Source organism: Amycolatopsis sp. cg13, from assembly GCF_041346965.1.
GTDB lineage: Bacteria > Actinomycetota > Actinomycetes > Mycobacteriales > Pseudonocardiaceae > Amycolatopsis.
This window is the reverse complement of sequence record NZ_CP166848.1, coordinates 5817143-5834838: the sequence shown is the minus strand read 5'-3', so window position 1 is coordinate 5834838 and position 17696 is coordinate 5817143. Positions and strand designations below refer to the sequence as shown.

General features: G+C 68.7%; 17 protein-coding genes. 15 read left to right on the top strand and 2 right to left on the bottom strand.

The window, feature by feature from the left end:
* The first annotated feature begins 21 nt into the window (after positions 1–21).
* The gene (locus AB5I40_RS27095) at positions 22–2328 is read left to right on the top strand and encodes a transglycosylase domain-containing protein (RefSeq protein ID WP_370940614.1); all 2307 of its coding nucleotides are present in this window, start codon (positions 22–24) and stop codon (positions 2326–2328) included.
* Positions 2329–2390: 62 nt separating this feature from the next.
* On the opposite strand, the gene AB5I40_RS27090 is transcribed toward AB5I40_RS27095, so the two are convergent.
* Positions 2391–3449 (bottom strand): Gfo/Idh/MocA family oxidoreductase, encoded by a 1059-nt coding sequence (locus AB5I40_RS27090; RefSeq protein ID WP_370932843.1) that lies wholly within the window; start codon positions 3447–3449, stop codon positions 2391–2393.
* Between the two features lie 57 nt (positions 3450–3506).
* On the opposite strand from AB5I40_RS27090, the gene AB5I40_RS27085 reads away from it, so the two are divergent.
* Together AB5I40_RS27085 and AB5I40_RS27080 are read left to right on the top strand one after the other, a co-directional pair.
* On the top strand, positions 3507–4574 hold the full coding sequence (locus AB5I40_RS27085) for an ROK family transcriptional regulator (protein ID WP_370932841.1): 1068 nt from the start codon (positions 3507–3509) through the stop codon (positions 4572–4574).
* Positions 4575–4609: 35 nt separating this feature from the next.
* Entirely contained in the window at positions 4610–6169 is a 1560-nt protein-coding gene (locus tag AB5I40_RS27080; RefSeq protein ID WP_370932840.1) for a glycosyltransferase family 87 protein, read from the top strand.
* A gap of 40 nt (positions 6170–6209) precedes the next feature.
* Here AB5I40_RS27080 and AB5I40_RS27075 read toward each other — a convergent pair whose 3' ends face one another.
* Complete coding sequence (locus AB5I40_RS27075; RefSeq protein WP_370932839.1) at positions 6210–6983, bottom strand: deoxyribonuclease IV; 774 nt, start codon at positions 6981–6983, stop codon at positions 6210–6212.
* A gap of 116 nt (positions 6984–7099) precedes the next feature.
* Here AB5I40_RS27075 and AB5I40_RS27070 point away from each other — a divergent pair, with 116 nt between their 5' ends.
* The 12 genes from AB5I40_RS27070 (at position 7100) to dnaB (ending at position 17685) form a co-directional block, all read left to right on the top strand.
* Positions 7100–7921 (top strand): hypothetical protein, encoded by an 822-nt coding sequence (locus AB5I40_RS27070; protein ID WP_370932837.1) that lies wholly within the window; start codon positions 7100–7102, stop codon positions 7919–7921.
* A 167-nt stretch (positions 7922–8088) separates the two neighbouring features.
* Positions 8089–8991 carry a hypothetical protein gene (locus AB5I40_RS27065; RefSeq protein WP_370932836.1) on the top strand — a complete coding sequence of 301 codons (903 nt, stop codon included), beginning with the start codon at positions 8089–8091 and terminating at the stop codon, positions 8989–8991.
* Positions 8992–9070: 79 nt separating this feature from the next.
* The gene (locus AB5I40_RS27060) at positions 9071–9991 is read left to right on the top strand and encodes a hypothetical protein (protein ID WP_370932834.1); all 921 of its coding nucleotides are present in this window, start codon (positions 9071–9073) and stop codon (positions 9989–9991) included.
* 101 nt (positions 9992–10092) lie between these two features.
* Positions 10093–10416, top strand: coding sequence for a 30S ribosomal protein S6 (gene rpsF, locus AB5I40_RS27055; RefSeq protein ID WP_344282605.1), 324 nt, complete (start codon positions 10093–10095; stop codon positions 10414–10416).
* Positions 10417–10445: 29 nt separating this feature from the next.
* On the top strand, positions 10446–10976 hold the full coding sequence (locus AB5I40_RS27050) for a single-stranded DNA-binding protein (protein ID WP_370932832.1): 531 nt from the start codon (positions 10446–10448) through the stop codon (positions 10974–10976).
* A 34-nt stretch (positions 10977–11010) separates the two neighbouring features.
* Complete coding sequence (gene rpsR, locus AB5I40_RS27045) at positions 11011–11259, top strand: 30S ribosomal protein S18 (protein WP_009085242.1); 249 nt, start codon at positions 11011–11013, stop codon at positions 11257–11259.
* 14 nt (positions 11260–11273) lie between these two features.
* Positions 11274–11738, top strand: a complete 465-nt coding sequence (rplI, locus tag AB5I40_RS27040) for a 50S ribosomal protein L9 (RefSeq protein ID WP_370932830.1) — start codon at positions 11274–11276, stop codon at positions 11736–11738.
* 665 nt (positions 11739–12403) lie between these two features.
* Positions 12404–12775, top strand: a complete 372-nt coding sequence (locus AB5I40_RS27035) for a hypothetical protein (protein ID WP_370932828.1) — start codon at positions 12404–12406, stop codon at positions 12773–12775.
* Between the two features lie 8 nt (positions 12776–12783).
* Positions 12784–13383 carry a DUF3558 domain-containing protein gene (locus AB5I40_RS27030; protein ID WP_370932826.1) on the top strand — a complete coding sequence of 200 codons (600 nt, stop codon included), beginning with the start codon at positions 12784–12786 and terminating at the stop codon, positions 13381–13383.
* A gap of 42 nt (positions 13384–13425) precedes the next feature.
* Positions 13426–14760, top strand: a complete 1335-nt coding sequence (locus AB5I40_RS27025; protein ID WP_370932825.1) for a hypothetical protein — start codon at positions 13426–13428, stop codon at positions 14758–14760.
* A gap of 11 nt (positions 14761–14771) precedes the next feature.
* Positions 14772–15566, top strand: coding sequence for an ESX secretion-associated protein EspG (locus tag AB5I40_RS27020; protein ID WP_370932823.1), 795 nt, complete (start codon positions 14772–14774; stop codon positions 15564–15566).
* 715 nt (positions 15567–16281) lie between these two features.
* Complete coding sequence (dnaB, locus tag AB5I40_RS27015; RefSeq protein WP_037809085.1) at positions 16282–17685, top strand: replicative DNA helicase; 1404 nt, start codon at positions 16282–16284, stop codon at positions 17683–17685.
* Positions 17686–17696 lie beyond the last annotated feature (11 nt).

The window sequence follows — 17696 nt, the reverse complement described above, 5'->3', positions numbered from 1 at the left end:
CCGCAGCGCGAGCCGGACCTGATGACCCACCGGATGGTCGAGGACGACTACCGCGACCCGGGCTATCGCGACGCCGACTACCGGGACGAGGGCCCGCTCGATCCGGACGACGGGTACGCGGCGGAAGACTTGGACAAGAAGGGCCGCACGCCCGCGCAGCGCAAAAAGAGACGCTGGAAGATCATCCGGCGCTGTGCCTACGCGTTCGTCGGCCTCTTCATCGTGGTCCCGGCGATCGCGTTCGTGATCACCTATTTCATGGTCGACGTGCCCTCGCCGCAGAGCATCGCGCAGGGCCAGAACCAGGCCGTCACCTACCTCTACGCCGACGGCAGCCCGATGGGCAAGGACGTGCCATCCGGCGGCAACCGGCAGATCCTCACCCCGCAGCAGATCCCGGACGTGGTGAAGCACGCGGTGATCGCGACCGAGGACTCGTCGTTCGAGACCAACTCCGGCTTCGACGTCACCGGCCTGCTGCGCGCGGCGTTCAACCAGCTCACCGGCAAGGCGGGCGGCGGGTCGACGATCTCGCAGCAGTACATCAAGAAGGCCACCGACAACGACGCCCCGACGCTCACCCGCAAATGGACCGAGCTGGCGAAGTCCTTCAAGATGAACCAGACGTACGAGAAGCAGGACATCATCACCGCGTACCTGAACATCATTTACTTCGGGCGCGGGGCGTACGGCATCGGCGCGGCGTCGCAGGCCTTCTTCCACAAGGACGTCTCGAAGCTGGACTACTCCGAGGCCGCGCTGCTGGCCGGGCTGATCCAGCAGCCGGGCCGTTCGGAGAACCCGAAGGTGGCCCAAGGCCGCTGGAACACCGCGCTCGACCGGATGCTCGAGAACAAGTACATCACCGCGCAGCAGCGGCAATCGGCGCAGTTCCCGTCGGTCATCCCGCTCGAGGAATCGAAGGACGACGCGAACGCGCCGTACAAGTTCATCAACGTGCAGGTGAAGGCCGAACTGGCGCAGCACGGCATCGACGACGACAAGTACTACGCGGGCGGCTACACGGTCCAGACCACCATCGACAAGCACGCCCAGGAGGTCGCGACCCAGGTGGCGACCGACGCGCTGAAGGACCAGTCCGACGACCGGCTGCTCAATTCGCTGGTGGCGGTCGATCCGAAGACCGGCGGGGTGCTCGCGTACTACGGCGGGCCCGCGCTGGTCGACGTGAACGGGAAGAAGCAGGGCGCTCGCGACTGGGCGAACACGCCGCAGAACCCCGGTTCGTCGATGAAGGCGTTCGACCTCACCGCGTTCCTCAAGATGGGCAAGGGGATCAACGAGACCTTCGACGGCAGCAACAACCGGGTCTTCGACGGCCGCAAGGTGCGCAACGCGGGTCCCAGTTCCAGTTGCTCCGGGCAGTGCACCGTCGCTGAGGCGATGAAGCGGTCGGCGAACACGGTGTTCTACGACATGGTGCTGAACCAGACGCATCCGGGCCCGGTCGGGCAGGCCGCCCAGGAAGCGGGCGTGAAGACCAAGGACAACGGCGGCAAGTCGCTGATCTCCACCGCGGACGCCAACATCGCGCTCGGCGGCGGGAACACCCAGATCACGCCCGCGGACATGGCCAGCGCATACGCGACCTTCGCCGCCAACGGCATCCAGCGCGACCGGCACTTCGTGCTGAAGGTGACCAACGCGCAGAAGGAAGTCGCCTACGAGGCGCAGCCGAGTGCGGGCAAGCCGGCGTTCGACAGCAGCGCGGACAAAGCCAAGCAGATCGCTGGCAACGTGACCATGGCGCTGGGCCCGGTGGTCGACTTCTCGCACCTGAAGTGCCCGTCCGGGCACGAATGCGCGGGCAAGACCGGTACGCAGCAGCACACGGTGCGGTCCGGCGAACCGGCGTGGGCGGCGAACGCGAACGCGCAGACCTGGATGGTCGGCTACACGCCGTCGGTCTCGGTCGCCGCGTGGGTCGGCGCGGACGGTGACCAGGCGCTGCACGGTTCGGGCACGTCGCCGATCTACGGTTCGACGATCGCGGGTCCGATGTGGCAGAAGTTCCTCGAGGGCTACCTCAAGGGCAAGCCCGCGGAGAAGTTCGACCAAGTGCCGCTGATCGGCGTTCAGGCCCCGCCGCCGTCGGGCGACCAGAACGCGGGCGACGAGCCGCCGCAGACCAACACCAACCCGCCGGACCCGGGCGGCGACGGCAACGACCACGGCGGGCCGATCACCGGCGGGCCCACCCAGCCGCATTGGCCGAGCGGGCTCCCGCACTGGCCGACCGGCAGGCCGTCGACGCACAATCCGCCCACTGGCGGTCCGTCGACGGGCGAAGATCCGCCACAGGAGTAAGGAAAAGGCCGTGGCCGCGACGGTGGGGAGGCCGTCGCGGCCACGGCCGTTCAGGGGCGGCTTCAGCCGCCGAGCGTGATCACGCGGCCTTCGGCGCCCGAGCGGTGCGCGGCTTCGATCACGCGCAACGCCTCGACCGCGCTCGCCGGGTCGACCGGGAAGTCCGCCTCGCCGCGCAGCGCGTCCCGGACCTGGGCGTAAAACGCTTCGTAGCAACCGGTTTCGGTCGGCACCAGTTCGGTTTCGTCGTTCACGCCGAGCCGGCCGGCGTCGCTTTCCGGCTCCACGCCCCAGCCGTCGTCGCCGGGGCGGAGACCGGCTTTGATCTGCGGCTCCTGGACGTCGAGGCCGTATTTGGTGAAGGTCGCCTGATCGCCGAGCACGCGGAACCGCGGGTTGCGAGTGCCCGCAAGCGCTGACGACCACAGGTGCGACCGCACGCCGTTCGCGTGGTGCAGAGCCACGAACACGTCGTCGTCCACCTGCACGCCGGGGCGGCGGCGGTCGACCTCCGCGTAGACCTGGGTGACCGGGCCGAACAGCTGCAGCGCCTGGTCGACGATGTGCGCGCCGAGGTCGTAGAGCAGACCGCCGGCTTCGGCCGGGTCGCCGAACTCGCGCCAGTTGTCCTTGATCTTCGGCACCCAGCGGTCGTAGCGGGATTCGAAGCGGAAGACCTCGCCGAGGCGACCGGAACCGAGCACCTTGCCGACGGTGCGGAAATCCGAATCCCAGCGGCGGTTCTGGAACACCGTGAGGCCGACGCCCTTGGCCTTCGCCGCGTCGACGACCTGCTGCGCCTGCGCCGCGGTCGGCGCGAACGGCTTGTCCACGACCACCGGAATCCCGGCCTCGATCGCGCGGAGGGCGAGCGGCACGTGCGTGCGGTTCGGCGTGGTCACCACGATCAGGTCGAGATCACCCGCGCGGGCGAAAAGCGCGTCCGCGTCCGGGACCACCTCGGCGCCGGGATGCTCGGCGCGCGCCTGCGCGGCCCGGTCCGGGTTCGCGGTCACCAGCACGGCCGGGACCAGGCCCGGCGTCGCCGCGACCAGCGGCGCGTGGAAGATCCGGCCGCCGATCCCGTACCCGAGGATGCCGACCCGCGCGTCATCAGCCATGCCCTCTATTAAACAACACTGTTGCGTAATAGGCCACCCGTCCGAGATGATCGGCCGATGGCGGAAACCGGCGTCAACCTGCGCGGGCTGCGACGCCACAACCGCGCGCTGCTGCTCGGGCACATCCTGCGCGCGGGCGGGCTGAGCCGGGTCGAGCTGGCGCAGCGGTCCGGGCTGACCCAGCAGGCCGTGTCGAAAATCGTGTCCGATCTGCTGCCGGAAGGGCTGCTGGACGTCGAGCGCGCACCCGCGGCCGGCGTCGGCAAACCGCGCACGATGCTGCGGCTGCGCGCGGAAGCCCGCTGCGCCCTCGGCGCGCAGCTCGACCGGGACAGCTACCTCGTGCTGCGCACCGGCCTGACCGGCGAGGTCGAGGACATCGTGGAAGGCCCGCTGCCGATCGGGTTCAGCCCGGAGGCCGCGGTGACCGCGATCGCCGACGGCGCGGGCAAACTGCTCGCCGACCTCGATCCGGCGCGCGTGCTCGGGCTCGGCGTCGGCGCGGTGGGACCGCTCGACCACCACGCGGGCCGCGTCCGCGACGCCACGAACATGCCCGGCTGGCACGACGTCCCGCTGCGCGATCTGCTCGCCGAACGCACCGGGCTTCCGGTCACGCTGGACAAAAACACCAACTCCGCCGCCTTCGCGCACGCCTGGCCGGAGGAAACCTCGGCGGCGACGGCGGTGGTGCTCGTCGGCACTGGAATCGGCGTCGGACTGCTGATCGACGGACGCGTTTACCGAGGCCCGCGCACCAACGCGGGTGAGTTCGGCCACACCACCATCGCGTACGCCGGACCGCGCTGCGCCTGCGGCCGCCGAGGCTGCGTCGAGGTCATGCACCGCGCCGCGGGCACCCCGCACGACGCCGCCCGGCTCCTCGGCATCGGGCTCGCCGACCTGGTGCAGGTGCTCGATCTCGAGCGGATCGTCCTGTTCGGACGGACGATCCGCGGCGCGCCCGAGGTCTACCGCGAAACCGTCTCGCAGCAGCTGCGGGACCTGCTGCCGGTGCCGTACTGGCAGCGCATCGACGTCGAAGTGAGCGATCTCGACGAGGAGGCAGTGGCCCTCGGCGCCGCATTCGAGGTGCTTGCCGGTTTTTACGAGGATCCGAAATGACCGGCAGCCCACTCGCGGACCGATAGCATCCCGACGTGTCCCGCGTCTCCGACCCCGCCGACGAGCCGGATTCGGCTCCCCGCACGCTCACCCCGGCGGAGCGAATCGCCCCCAGCCGGCACGACCCGCTGGTGGCTGCCGCGACGAGACCCGTCGGCGGTCCGATCGGCACGCACGCGGCGGTGGGCAGGCAGTGGTTCTGGTCGCCGCAGCGCGTCGGGCTCGCGATGGCCGTGCTCGCGCTCGTGGTGTGCTGGTTCGGCAAGGCGTCGTGCATTCAGCAGTACAGCGACTCCAACGGCGTGCACCAGCTCGACTGGCGCTCCGGCCGTCCGTTCGTCGCGATGTGCTACTCCGACATCGTCCCGCTCTACAGCTCGGAGAAGCTCGACGACGCGAAGACCTTCCCTTACGTCACGTCGTGGCAGGAGGATTCGCAGACCGCCGAGAACCAGACCCGGTACATGGAGTACCCGGTGGTCACCGGCCTGTTCCAGTGGATCAACGCGAAGCTCGCGGCGGGCTGGACCTCGGTCGCGAACGCGGGCTGGCTGCCCGGCGCGCTGCCGGTGGCGATCTACTTCAACATCTCCGCGTTCTGGCTCGCGCTCGCCTGGCTGGTCACCGTATGGGCCACCGGGCGGACGACGAAACGCAGGCCGTGGGACGCGGTGCTCGTCGCCATCTCGCCGCTGGTGCTGGTCCATACCTTTACCAACTTCGACGCGCTCGCCACCGCGGCCACCGCCGCCGGGATCCTGGCGTGGTCGCGAAAACGCCCGGAAGTCGCGGGAGTCCTGTTTGGACTCGGCGTCGCCACGAAGCTGTATCCGTTGTTACTGCTCGGCGTGCTGTTCCTGTTGTGCCTGCGCGCCGGGAAACTGCGCGCGTGGAGCCGGACCGCGGCGTTCACCGTGCTGGCCTGGCTGGTGGTGAACGTCCCGTTCATCGTGGCCGCGCCGCGCGGCTGGTGGGAGTTCTTCCGGCTCAACACCTTGCGCCCGATGGACCCGGATTCGCTCTACAACGTCGTCTCCTACGCCACCGGCTGGGCGGGCTTCGACGGCGTGCTCCAAAAAGGACAGACGCCGACCGTGCTGAACATCGTGGTCGCCGTGCTGTTCGTGCTCTGCTGCGCCGGAATCGCGTACGTCGCGCTCACCGCGCCGCGGCGGCCGCGGTTCGGGCAGCTGGCCTTCCTTGTCGTGGCGGCGTTCCTGCTGACGAACAAGGTGTGGAGCCCGCAATACTCGCTGTGGCTCGTCCCGCTGGCGGTGCTGGCGATCCCGCGCTGGCGGCTGCTGCTGGGCTGGATGGTCATCGACGCGGCGGTGTGGGCGCCGCGGATGTTCTATTACCTCGGCGTCGACCACAAAGGACTGCCGGCGGGCTGGTTCCTCGGCGGGGTGGTCATCCGCGACCTCGCCGTCGTCGGGCTGTGCGTGCTGGTGCTCCGCGAGATCTACCGTCCGCGCACCGACCTGGTCCGGCTTTCCGGCGACGACGACCCGGCGGGCGGCGTGCTGGAGCGAGCCCGCGACAAGGTCACCTTCGCCGCCTTCCGCCGCTCACGCACCGAGCAACCGGTCGGTTGATTCGTGCGGGAACCCTGCTTCAGGGTTCCCGCACGAACTCTCAAGCGAGTTGTTTGCGCAGGTACGCGATGTCGGCGGCCTGGCCCTCGCCCGGCGTCTCGACGACCACCGGCGCGCCCGCCTGGCGCACGACCTCGGCGAGCAGCTCCGGTTCGATCGTGCCGTCGCCGTCGACCACCGACGCGTGCCGGTCGCGGTTGGAACCGTGCTCGTCGCGGGAGTTGTTGCAGTGCACCAGGTCGATCCGGCCGGTGATGGCCTTGACCTTCTCCGCCGCGGTCGCGAGATCCCAGCCCGCCGCGTAGGCGTGGCAGGTGTCGAGGCAGAAGCCCGCGCCGAACTCGCCGACCTTGTCCCACAGCCGGGCGATCACGTCGAGCTCGCGGGTCATCGCGTTGTCGCCGCCCGCGGTGTTCTCGATCAGGATCGGCACCGCGAAGCCGCCCTTTTCCGCCTCGCGCTCGAAAAGCTTGCGCCAGTTGACCAAGCCCTCCTCGACGTCGTCGCCCGCGCCGACGTGCCCGCCGTGCACGATCAGGCCCTTCGCGCCGATCGCGGCGGCCCCGTCGGCGTGCTGCGTGACGTTCTTGCGGGACGGGATGCGGATCCGGTTGTTCTTGGACGCGACGTTGATCAGGTACGGCGCGTGGATGAACACCTCGACCGGGGAGGCCTTGATCTCCTCGCCGTGCGGATGCGGTTTCGGTGCCTTCCACCCCTGCGGGTCGGAGAGGAAGAACTGGACGACGTCGGCTTCTCGCTCGGCGACGGCGGCCAGCGGATCGTCGTCGCGGACATGGGCGCCAATCTGCATGCCCTGACGCTACTACCGGGCGAATCTCCCCCTTCCGCCCGAGTTGGTGACGCTCGTGGAGTACCGTGAGCGCGTTCCGTGATCCATTCGGAGTGAGCACGTCGGGGGAGGAAGGCATGCGGAAGCGCGCTGGACGGATGACCGCACTCGGGGTAGCGCTCGCGGCGCCGCTGCTGTCCGCGGTTCTCGCCTTTCCCGCCGCCGCTTCCGCGGATCCCAGCCCCACCGTGTCCGGCGACTGCGAATCCACCCTGCAGAACGGCAAGAACGGCACCGGCCTCGCGCTCGACGCGGGCGCTCCGCTCAACGCGCCGAACCGGCTCACGGTCGGCCTCGATTCGAAGGCCAAGCAGACCGACGGCAACGCCCCGGCGCTCACGCTCCCGGTCGGCGACACCGTCCGGACGCTGGGCGTCGGCGAAGTCCCGGCGGTTGGCGACACGGCCGCGAAGGACACTTGCCCGTTTGTGCAGGCCGCGGCGAACGGCGTCGGCAACACGACCCAGGGCCTGCTCAAGAACGCGCCGCTCCCACAGCCGCCCGGACCGACTCCCGCTCCGCCGAACCCCACGCCCAACCCGCCGTCACCGGCTCCCGGTCCTGGCGAACCAGGCCAGCCCGTCCCCGGCGGAGACACGCTCGGCCCGGTGACCTCGGTCGACGGGCTGTCCGGCCTCGACTCGGTGTCCGGCATCTTCACCGGAGCCGCGATGCTCCCGGCGAGCTTCGTGCAGGCCCCGCTCGTCACCCAGGTCGTCCCGGGCCAGCTGCCGCAGCCGGACCAGGTGCCGACGGTCGACGCGAAGAAGTCCGGCACCGCCGAGGCGCTGCCCGCGGCCAATCCGCCCGCCCGGCTGCCGCTGCTGATCGCCGTGCTCGCACTCGCGATGGTGGCCGCCGCGCTGGTGCGCGCGTGGCTGCGCCGCAAGCCCGCCTGAACTCTCACCCTGAGTAGCGCCCGCTTCCACCCGAATGCCTGACCTCGGAGGGGAGGCGGGCGTTACTCGTCTTCGTTACCGTCGTTGTCCTCAGCAAGGCAGGTACAACGGACGCGGCGAAAGGGTCGACGGCCATGCAGCAGCACCGGGCACGGAGGGCAACCGCAGTGGGCGCCGCCGCTTTCGTCCTGGCCGGCTCCGCCGCGCTCGCCGCCCCCGGCACCGCGTCGGCAGGCACTCTGACCGCGTCCTGCGGTTCCACCATCAACGCGCACCCGGGCGACCACGTCCAGGCGACTACTCCGCTGCTCGGCATCCCGATCGACCTCGGCATCGTCGGACAGGTCTCGGGCGTGCTCACCGGCACCATCGACTCGCTCCTCGGCACGGTCTGCAAGGTCACCGTGAACGTGGTCAACACCGTCGTCGCGCCGGTCCCGGTGATCGGCGCGCCCGCCGCGAGCGCGGTCAACGGCGCGGTCGCGGGCGGCACGAACACGCTCCAGCAGGGCGTCGCCGCCGTCGGCCAGGGCTTCAGCGGCGGCCAGCCGGGCAAGCAGAACCCGGGCCCGAACCCGCAGCAACCACCGTCCGGCAGCAATGGCGGCAATCCGCAGCAGGGCGGTTCGCCAGGACAGCAGTCGCAGATGCCGGGCTCGAACAGTCCAGTGCTCGGTGACTACAGCGGCGGCGGAGCAGCGCCTTTCTCGGCTTTCCTGCCGAATTTCAGCAATTTGTCGTACGGCTACAGCACCGGATACGCGCCGATGCGCGATTACAGCGGCATCCCGATGGCCATGGCCGGATTGTTCAGCCCGTCGCCTTCGCTGCGCTATGGCAGCCAAATCCCGGGTTACGCACCGCAGTACGGCGTCGCCAACCCGGACGGCACCTCGAGCGGCGACCGCACGATCCAGAACGCCGGTAACGCCGAAGCATTGCCCGGCACCGGCGGCAACCACACGAACGGGTTGGACTGGCCAGTTCTGGTGGCAGTTTTGGCACTCTCCGGAGTCAGCGCGGGCCTGGTCCGCACCTGGGTGCTCCGCCGAATGGCCGCTGCAGGTTAGGCCAACTCACCAGTATCTTTACCGGAGTCCATTCGTTGTTCCTGATGCGACGAACCATGCCCGCGGACCCCGGAGGATAGTGCTCGTGCGGAAAATCCCCACCTGGAAGCGAACCCGTCGAGCACTCACCGTCACCGCTCTCGCCGCCCTCTTCACCGGCGGCACGTTCCTGGGCGCGGGCTCCGCGTCCGCGGCGACCACGCTCGCGAACCAGTGCAAGGGCACGGTCACCGGCGGCATGGGCGATTCGGTCGCCGTGCCCGGTTCGGCGGTCAAGGAGATCGTCCGCCAGTCGGCCAAGGACCAGGTCAACTTCTGGCGGCTGCTCACCGTGTGGCCGGATTCGCTGGCGAACGCCATCGGGAACAAGGGCAACCTGCAGGTCGGCGCGATCCCTAACGCCGCTGGCGGCACGATCAGCGGCGACGCGATCGGCCAGGTCGTCTCGGACGCGCTGAAGAACGAATGGGGGCTCGGCGTCCTGCCGGACACCAAGACCAAGGTGCTGAACGGGATCCGCAGCGGCGTCGCGTCCGCGTGCGGGCTGACCACGATGGCGAACAACTACCAGGCGCCGTCGTCCTCGAGCTCCCCGTCCAACGGCGGCACCCAGTCGAACGGCAACGCGCCCGCGCAGAACGGCGGCGGCAACCCGCTCGGCAACTACCAGCCGGGATCGACCGGGATCGCCCCGCCGCGCGACTACGGCAACATCCCGACCGCGTCCCCGGGCAACCCCGGCGCGCTCGGCACAGCGATCGCCCCCGGCGCGCGCTACGGCACGCTGCCCGGTTCCGGCGCGCTGCCGCAGCAGCCCTCGGCCGGACAGGACCCGCAGGGCCAGCAGGGCCCGGACATCCGCAACGCGGGCAACGCCGAAGCGCTGGCGAGCCAGGGCCGGCCTTCTGACGTCCAGCTGCCGATGCTGCTCGCGGTGATCGTGCTGGCAGGCGTCACCGCCGGGCTGGTCCGCACCTGGGTGCTGCGCCGCGTCAGCTGACCCGCCGGACGGGACTGTCGTACCCGCCGGGTACGCTTACCTGGACAAACCCTCCTGTCACGGATCCGCCGTGACCGCGAGCCCATAGGAGGTGAGTGGTTATGTCACGCCATTACGAGGTAATGGTCATCCTGGACCCGACGCTCGACGAGCGTACGGTCGCGCCCACGCTGGACAACTTCCTCAACGTGATCCGCACTTCGGGCGGAAGCGTCGAGAAGGTCGACGTGTGGGGCCGCCGTCGCTTGGCGTACGAGATCAAGAAGAACGCCGAGGGCATCTACGCGCTGCTGGACCTGAACTCGACGTCCGAGGCCGTCAAGGAACTGGACCGCCAGCTGTCGCTGCAGGAAACCGTGCTGCGCACCAAGGTCATGCGCCGCGAGGTCAAGGCCGCGGCCAAGCCCGCGCCCGCCAAGGCCTGATCCGAGCCCGATCCGAAGGGACGCCATCCGTGGCTGGAGACACCGTCATCACCGTGGTCGGGAACCTGACGTCCGACCCGGAGCTGCGCTTCACCCCGTCCGGTGCGGCGGTCGCGAACTTCACCGTCGCGTCCACCCCGCGCACCCTCGACCGCCAGAGCGGCGAGTGGAAGGACGGCGAGGCGCTGTTCCTGCGCTGCAACATCTGGCGGCAGGCGGCGGAAAACGTCGCCGAGTCGCTCACGCGGGGCGCCCGCGTGGTGGTGCAGGGGCGGCTGAAGCAGCGGTCTTTCGAGACCAAGGAAGGCGAGAAGCGCACCGTCGTCGAGCTCGAGGTCGACGAGATCGGCCCCTCGCTGCGCTACGCGACGGCGAAGGTCAACAAGGTCAGCCGCGGTGGCGGCGGCGGTGGTGACTTCGGCGGCGGCGGAGGCGGCGGCTTCAACGGCGGCGGCGGAAATCGCGGCGGCGGCAACAGCGCGCCCGCCGACGACCCGTGGGGCTCGGCCCCGCCCGCGGGCGGTGGCGGCGGAGGCTTCTCCGACGAACCCCCGTTCTGATCTCATTTCTTTCTAGAATTCCAGGAGTACACCAGTGGCCAAGCCACCCATTCGCAAGCCCAAGAAGAAGGTCTGCGTGTTCTGCAAGGCCGAGAAGAAGGGCCGCCCGGAGACGATCGACTACAAGGACACCAACCTGCTGCGGAAGTACATCTCCGACCGCGGCAAGATCCGTGCCCGTCGCGTCACCGGCAACTGCAGCCAGCACCAGCGCGACATCGCCATCGCGGTGAAGAACTCGCGCGAGATGGCTCTGCTGCCCTACACGTCCACCGCGCGCTGAGGGGAGCACTAGTCATGGCGAAGATCATTCTCACCACGGACGTGGCGAACCTCGGCGGCCCCGGCGACATCGTCGAGGTCAAGGACGGATACGCCCGCAACTACCTGCTGCCGCGCGGCTACGCCATCGTGGCCAGCAAGGGCGCGGAGAAGAACGTGCGCACGATCCAGCGCGCACAGGAATCCCGCCGCATCCGCGACCTCGACCACGCCAAGGAGATCAAGGCGACGCTCGAGGCCCTCGGCGCGATCCAGCTGACCGGCAAGGCCGCGGCGGGCTCGAAGAAGCTGTTCGGCTCGATCACCGCCGGCGAAATCGTCGACGCGATCAAGGCCCAGGGCGGCCCGCTGCTCGACAAGCGCGTCCTGGACCTGCGCGACCACATCAAGACGGTCGGCAAGCACTCGGTCAACGCCCGCCTGCACCCGAACGTGAAGGTGGACCTCCGGCTCGAGGTCAAGGCCACGGCCGCGAACTGACGCTCGCGTCTTTTACCGCGAAACCGCCCCCGGGGATTCTTCCCCAGGGGCGGTTTCGCGCTGTGGCGACCGGTTTCAACGAAACCGTGCATCCGGTCGATGCCGGTACACTACGGACTTTCTCCATCGATCCTGCTCAGGCCGAGGGGTTCCCAAGGCACCGCCCGCCCATCTCGCCGCGGCCCTCATCTCATTCGGCACTGACCGCGTGCAGCGGCGACTGCACCCCGCCTGCGAATCCGCGAGTTCAAGCGCCGCCCCCGACGGCGGACCCGAGGCCCCGAACCCGATGCCGGCCGCTGACTTGCTCTGCGACCCCCTACACCGCACTCGATGCTGCGGCCGCCGAACAAATCGGTCCAGCAACTGCGTGCTCAAGGTGGGTCTCGCCAACCAACTCGCCGTTTCCGTCAATCCGTCGATCGGCCCCGGTGCCACCAGGGACGGATGCGGAGTCGCGCAGCAAGCCGCCACCGCGATGATCGGATATCCACGACACACCTCGTAACCTCTCCGAGACTCGGGAAAGAGTCCTAAGTTCCCAGCTCGGCCGCACTCTCCTCGATTCGCGAACACCGAGCGGGAACCAATTGGCTTGCGTTACCATCCAACTTGCTGATCTCGCCGCTTGGGGAGCGAGAACTGTGCCAAAGGGGGTCACCAGGATGTCCAGCGATGTGCCACCAACGCCTCCGATCATGGTCGGCGGGTACGGAACGGCCGGCGGCTACAAGTTCAGCGAAGACGAGATCGACTCGGTGATCAAGCAGTGGGAAGACCTGCATGATCACTTGCACCAGGATCTCACCGACGCCCACAAGATCAAAGAGGTCAAGCCGCCAGCCGACGAGTTCGCCAGCCACGATTTCGTGGATCAAGGCGCGAATCCGTCCGGCGCGACCCTCCTTGAGCAGCATCAGCGCATGTTCGACTACGTGGGCAACTTCATCACCGCACTGCGAGCCGCCAAGAACAAGATCAAGGTCACCGAGCAGCAGCAACGTGACGAACTGGCCGCGAAGTCGAAGGGATACTGAGTACCTCAATGTCGCATCGCACAGTCCAGCTCGCCGCAGCTGCCGTTGCCGCATTCGGTCTGCTGACCGCATGCGGGGGCGGAACCGGCGGTACTCCGCAGCCTTCGGCGACCGCAGGGTCGAGCGCTCCGTCCGACAGCGGCGGCTCGGGGCCCAAGGTCCCCTCGCCGCTGCCCACCAAAGACCTGCTCGCGGACCCTTGCAGTGTGTACAACGCCGCGGAAGCCGAGAACCTCGGCGTCCGTTATCCGGGCGAGAAGAGCAGCGGTGTCACGGGCGGCTGCGTCTGGAAGTCGGCTGCGATCAACACGAACTACATCGACATCGGCGCGCTCCCGCAGAACAAGAACGGGATCAGCGACATCTACGCGCAGAAGGACAAGCAGGCTTACTTCACGCCCACCAGCATCGACGGCTACCCGGCGGTCTTCGCCGACACCATGGACAGCCGTCCGTCTGGCAGCTGCAGCCTTTGGGTCGGCGTCACCGACCAGCTCGCCGTCTCAGTCATCCCGAACATCAGCATCGGCGACGCCAAGAAGGACCCGTGCAGCCTTGCGAAGAAGGCCGCTACCGCGATGATCGGACATCTCAAGGGGGCATCGTGACCGACTCGCGGCCGACGCCTGTTTCGGAAGGAGTGGCTCATCATGGGGAATGACGCCAACACTGCGGGAAAGGCGCTGCAAGGCGCTGCTGTCGGCGCAGCTGCCGGGTCTGTCGCAGGACCGGTCGGAGCAGTGGTCGGCGGTGCCGTCGGCGGCCTGGTCGGGCTCCTCAGCGGAGGACCCGAAGCCCAGCAACAGTCCGCCGACCTCGGCGGCCGCTCGATCGACGCGTACACGATCTACGAGAAGATCAATGCTGGCAACACCCAGTCTCTCGACGAGGGGGTGGGCTCGGCCAAGAATCTCGAGAAGATCCACAGCGACCGGGCCACCGAGATCGACAACCTGAACAAGAAGATGGACGCTGCCTGGCAGGGCGGCGGTGCCACGGCTGCCCAAGCAGGCGCGCACCCGCTCAAGACCTGGCTCGAGGATTCCGTCGCCAATCTCGGCAAGAGCCACACCTTCCTGGACACTCAGGCTCAGTGCTTCCACACGGTCAAGGGCAAGGTGCAGAGCCTGCCCAAGGATCCGCCGTCCGCGGGGTTCCTCGACGGGCTCAACCCGATGAGCGACAAAGACGACGAGATCAACAAGTACAACGACAACTCCAAAGCCAACGTCCAGGCTTACACGAACTACTTCAACGCCAGCGGCCAGAACGCGAGCAAACTGCCGCAGTACAGCGCCTGGCAGGGCAACAACCTTTCCAACGGCCCTGACGGCCCCGGCCAGTTCGGCGGCGGTCCCAGCGGGGGGCCGGGCGGATTCAGCGGCGGGCCCGGTGGCGGTGGCGGCAGCTTCTCGCCGCCGAAGGTGGACACGCCCAAGTTCGACCCGAACGGGCCGAACGGGCCGAACGGGCCGCACACCAAGGTGCCGACCGGTCCTGGCCAGTTCAACGACCCGAACGGGCCTGGCCACTACACCGGCCCGAACGACAACACGTCGACCTCCGGCTGGACGCCTCCGACTGACACGTCGAGGTTCAACCCGAGCACCTTTGGGCCCGGCGGCGGAGCCGGCCAGTTCGGCCCCGGCGGTGGCGGGGGCGGAGGCGCCGGTACGGGCGCGGGTGCGGCCTTCGGTCCCGGCGCGTTCGGCGGCGCGGGGTTCGGCCCCGGCGGCTCCGGCTCTGGAGCCGCGGCAGGCGGTGCCGGGGCTGGCGCTGGTGCCGGTGCAGGCGGCATGGGCGGAATGCGCGGCGGCGCGGCCGGCAAGGCAGGCGCGGCCGGAATGGGCGGCATGGGCGCCGGAGCCAAGGGCGGCAAGGGCCAGGAAGACGAGGAGCACCAGACGAAGTACCTGGTGGAAGAAGACGCCAACGAACTCTTCGGTTCGGACCAGATGACCGTTCCTCCGGTCATCGGTGAATGAGGCCCAGCACAGTGGTCTCTCTTGACGCACCGACGAAGTTCACCGTCTTCACCTTGTGCAATCTGATCAAGCGGCGGGGCGGGGAACCGCACCAGGTCATCGCCGAGACGGCGGCGTTCTACGACCCGACGGCCGAGCGGAAGCTCGACCAGCAGGTCAACGCCGCGCTGACCGCGGCGGGGCTCATGGGACCCCGGGGGATGGATCGCGATCTGCTCGCGCTGGTCGAGTCCATCTCCCACCCGCAGCTCGAGTACTACGGCTGGTTCGACGGAGCGTTTGAGGACAGTCCCGCGAACTTCGGCGCACTGGTCGGCAGCGGCAACGGCGGTGGCTTCGGCTTGATCCGTGTCCAGGGCGAGCAGACGCTCACCGTGCTCCGCCAGCGTCCGGATCTGCTGCTGCAGACGTTTCTCGACCTCATCCCGGCTGGCAAGCCGGCGGCCGGGCAGCCGCTGATCACCACCAAAGCCGAGTACGAGAGCGGGCGATCCTTCGGGTCCGAAGAGGTGTCCCGGGGCTCGATCATGCAAACCGGGCAGCGGACCACGCAGGTGGAACCGCTCAAGGAGATCCAGCGGATCCTGAAGCTGCCGCGCACCGGAAGCGGCGCGTTGTACGTCGCGTCCCGGCCGCAGGGCGGACGTCGGCGGCGGGTGCCCAAACCGGTCAACTTCATCGACACCAGCGAAGGCCGGTGGCTGATGGAGGAGCGGCCAGGGAAGGAATCGCTCATCGTGTTCACCCCTGGCACTCAGCAGGCGATCGTCGAACGGCTGCGGCAAGCCCAGAGCGCCTTGGGCTGACCGCCTCAAGCGTTACTCCGGGTGGGGTTCCCGGCACGGCACCGCGAGGTGTCCGGCCGGTGAACCTCACCCGGTTTCGCGTTTGCACGCGGTTAACCTGCGCTTTTGCCTGATCGCTCACTGTGCGCAGCCATCGGGTAGGCCACGTGGGGAATTCTCCTTCGTTCAGCCCATCGGGTCGGTGATCTACCGTGCGTAGCAACCATCCACAGGGCGGTGGACCAACCCGGGTGCGACACGCCGAAGAACCAGTTCGACACGACACGCCGGACGAGTTTTCGCGGAGTTCTCCACAGTCTCTGCACAGGCCTTGACCTGCGGGTTCAGTGAAGCCGATCTGCACTGTCCCCACTTTGTCCACAGGCTCACGGAAACCTGTGATTCGTTGCCCCCAGTCATCCACAGGTTATCCACAACACGGTCAACACCCGGGTTTGCGCTCGTCCTTCCGGGGGACCTAGCGTGCGTTCGCGCCCAGTACTCCCGGTGGCTCCGCGTGGCGGTCACCGGCGCGGGGAACCGTCCGGTCCATCATCGAAGTGAACCGGACGGGCGGGTGGGAAAGCCGGGCCGACTCCGGCATACTCGAACAGGTGTTCGCCTGGGCTGGCCTTTGCGCGAGGCGGCGGGCGAACGCGGTTCGGCACAGGACAGGCGCACGCGAGACGACGGGGCCGGCCGGGACGACGGCGGGGCGAGGGGAGGTGTCCGGGCAGTGGCGGTGACCGATGACCGCGGTCCGGCGTACGCGGAGTCCGATCCGGGTCCGAGCGACCCCGGCCCCGGCGGGTTCGACCGCCAGCCGCCGCAGGACATCGCGGCGGAGCAGTCCGTGCTCGGCGGCATGCTGCTGTCGAAGGACGCGGTCGCCGACGTCATCGAAGCGCTCGGCCCCGGCGATTTCTACCGGCCCGCGCACCAGGCCGTGTACGACTGCATCCTCGACCTTTACGGCCGCGGCGAACCGGCCGACCCGATCACCGTGGCGGCCGAGCTGGAACGGCGCGGCGAACTCGGCCGTGTCGGCGGGGCGCCGTACCTGCACACGCTCATCGCGACCGTGCCCACCGCGGCCAACGCGGGCTACTACGCGGAGATCGTCTCCGAAAAGGCGGTGCTGCGCCGCCTCGTGGAAGCGGGCACGCGCATCGTGCAGTACGGCTACGGCGCGGCCGCGGCCGACGGCGCGAACATCGACGAGGTCGTCGACCGCGCACAGGCCGCCATCTACGACGTCACCGAGCGCCGCACGAGCGAGGACTACGTCGCGCTGGAAGACCTGCTCCAGCCGACCATGGACGAGATCGACGCGATCGCCTCGCGCGGCGGGCAGTCCCAGGGCATCCCGACCGGGTTCGCCGACTTCGACGAGCTGACCAACGGCCTGCACCCCGGCCAGATGATCATCGTCGCGGCCCGCCCCGGTGTCGGCAAGTCGACTTTGGGGCTGGACTTCGTCCGTTCCGCGTCCATCAAGCACGGCCTGACCAGCGTCATCTTCTCGCTGGAAATGAGCCGCACGGAGATCGTGATGCGCATGCTGTCGGCCGAGGCGAAAATCCGCCTGGCCGACATGCGAGGCGGCAAGATGTCCGACGACGACTGGACACGGCTGGCACGGCGGATGAGCGAGGTGTCCGAGGCCCCGCTGTTCGTCGACGACTCGCCGAACATGACGATGATGGAAATCCGCGCGAAGGCCCGCCGGCTCAAGCAGCGGCACGACCTGAAGCTCGTGGTCGTCGACTACCTGCAGCTGATGACGTCGGGCAAGCGCGTCGAATCGCGGCAGCAGGAAGTGTCGGAGTTCTCCCGTCAGCTGAAGCTGCTGGCGAAGGAGATCGAGGTGCCGGTGATCGCGATCTCCCAGCTGAACCGTGGTCCGGAACAGCGAACCGACAAGAAGCCGATGCTGTCGGACCTGCGTGAATCCGGCTCGCTGGAGCAGGACGCGGACATCGTCATCCTGATCAACCGCCCGGACGCCTGGGAACGCGACGACCCGCGCGCCGGGGAAGCTGACCTGATCCTGGCGAAGCACCGTGCGGGTCCGACGAGCACGATCGTGGTCGCGCACCAGCTGCACTACAGCCGGTTCGCCGATCTGGCCCACGACTGACGCGCTGTCCG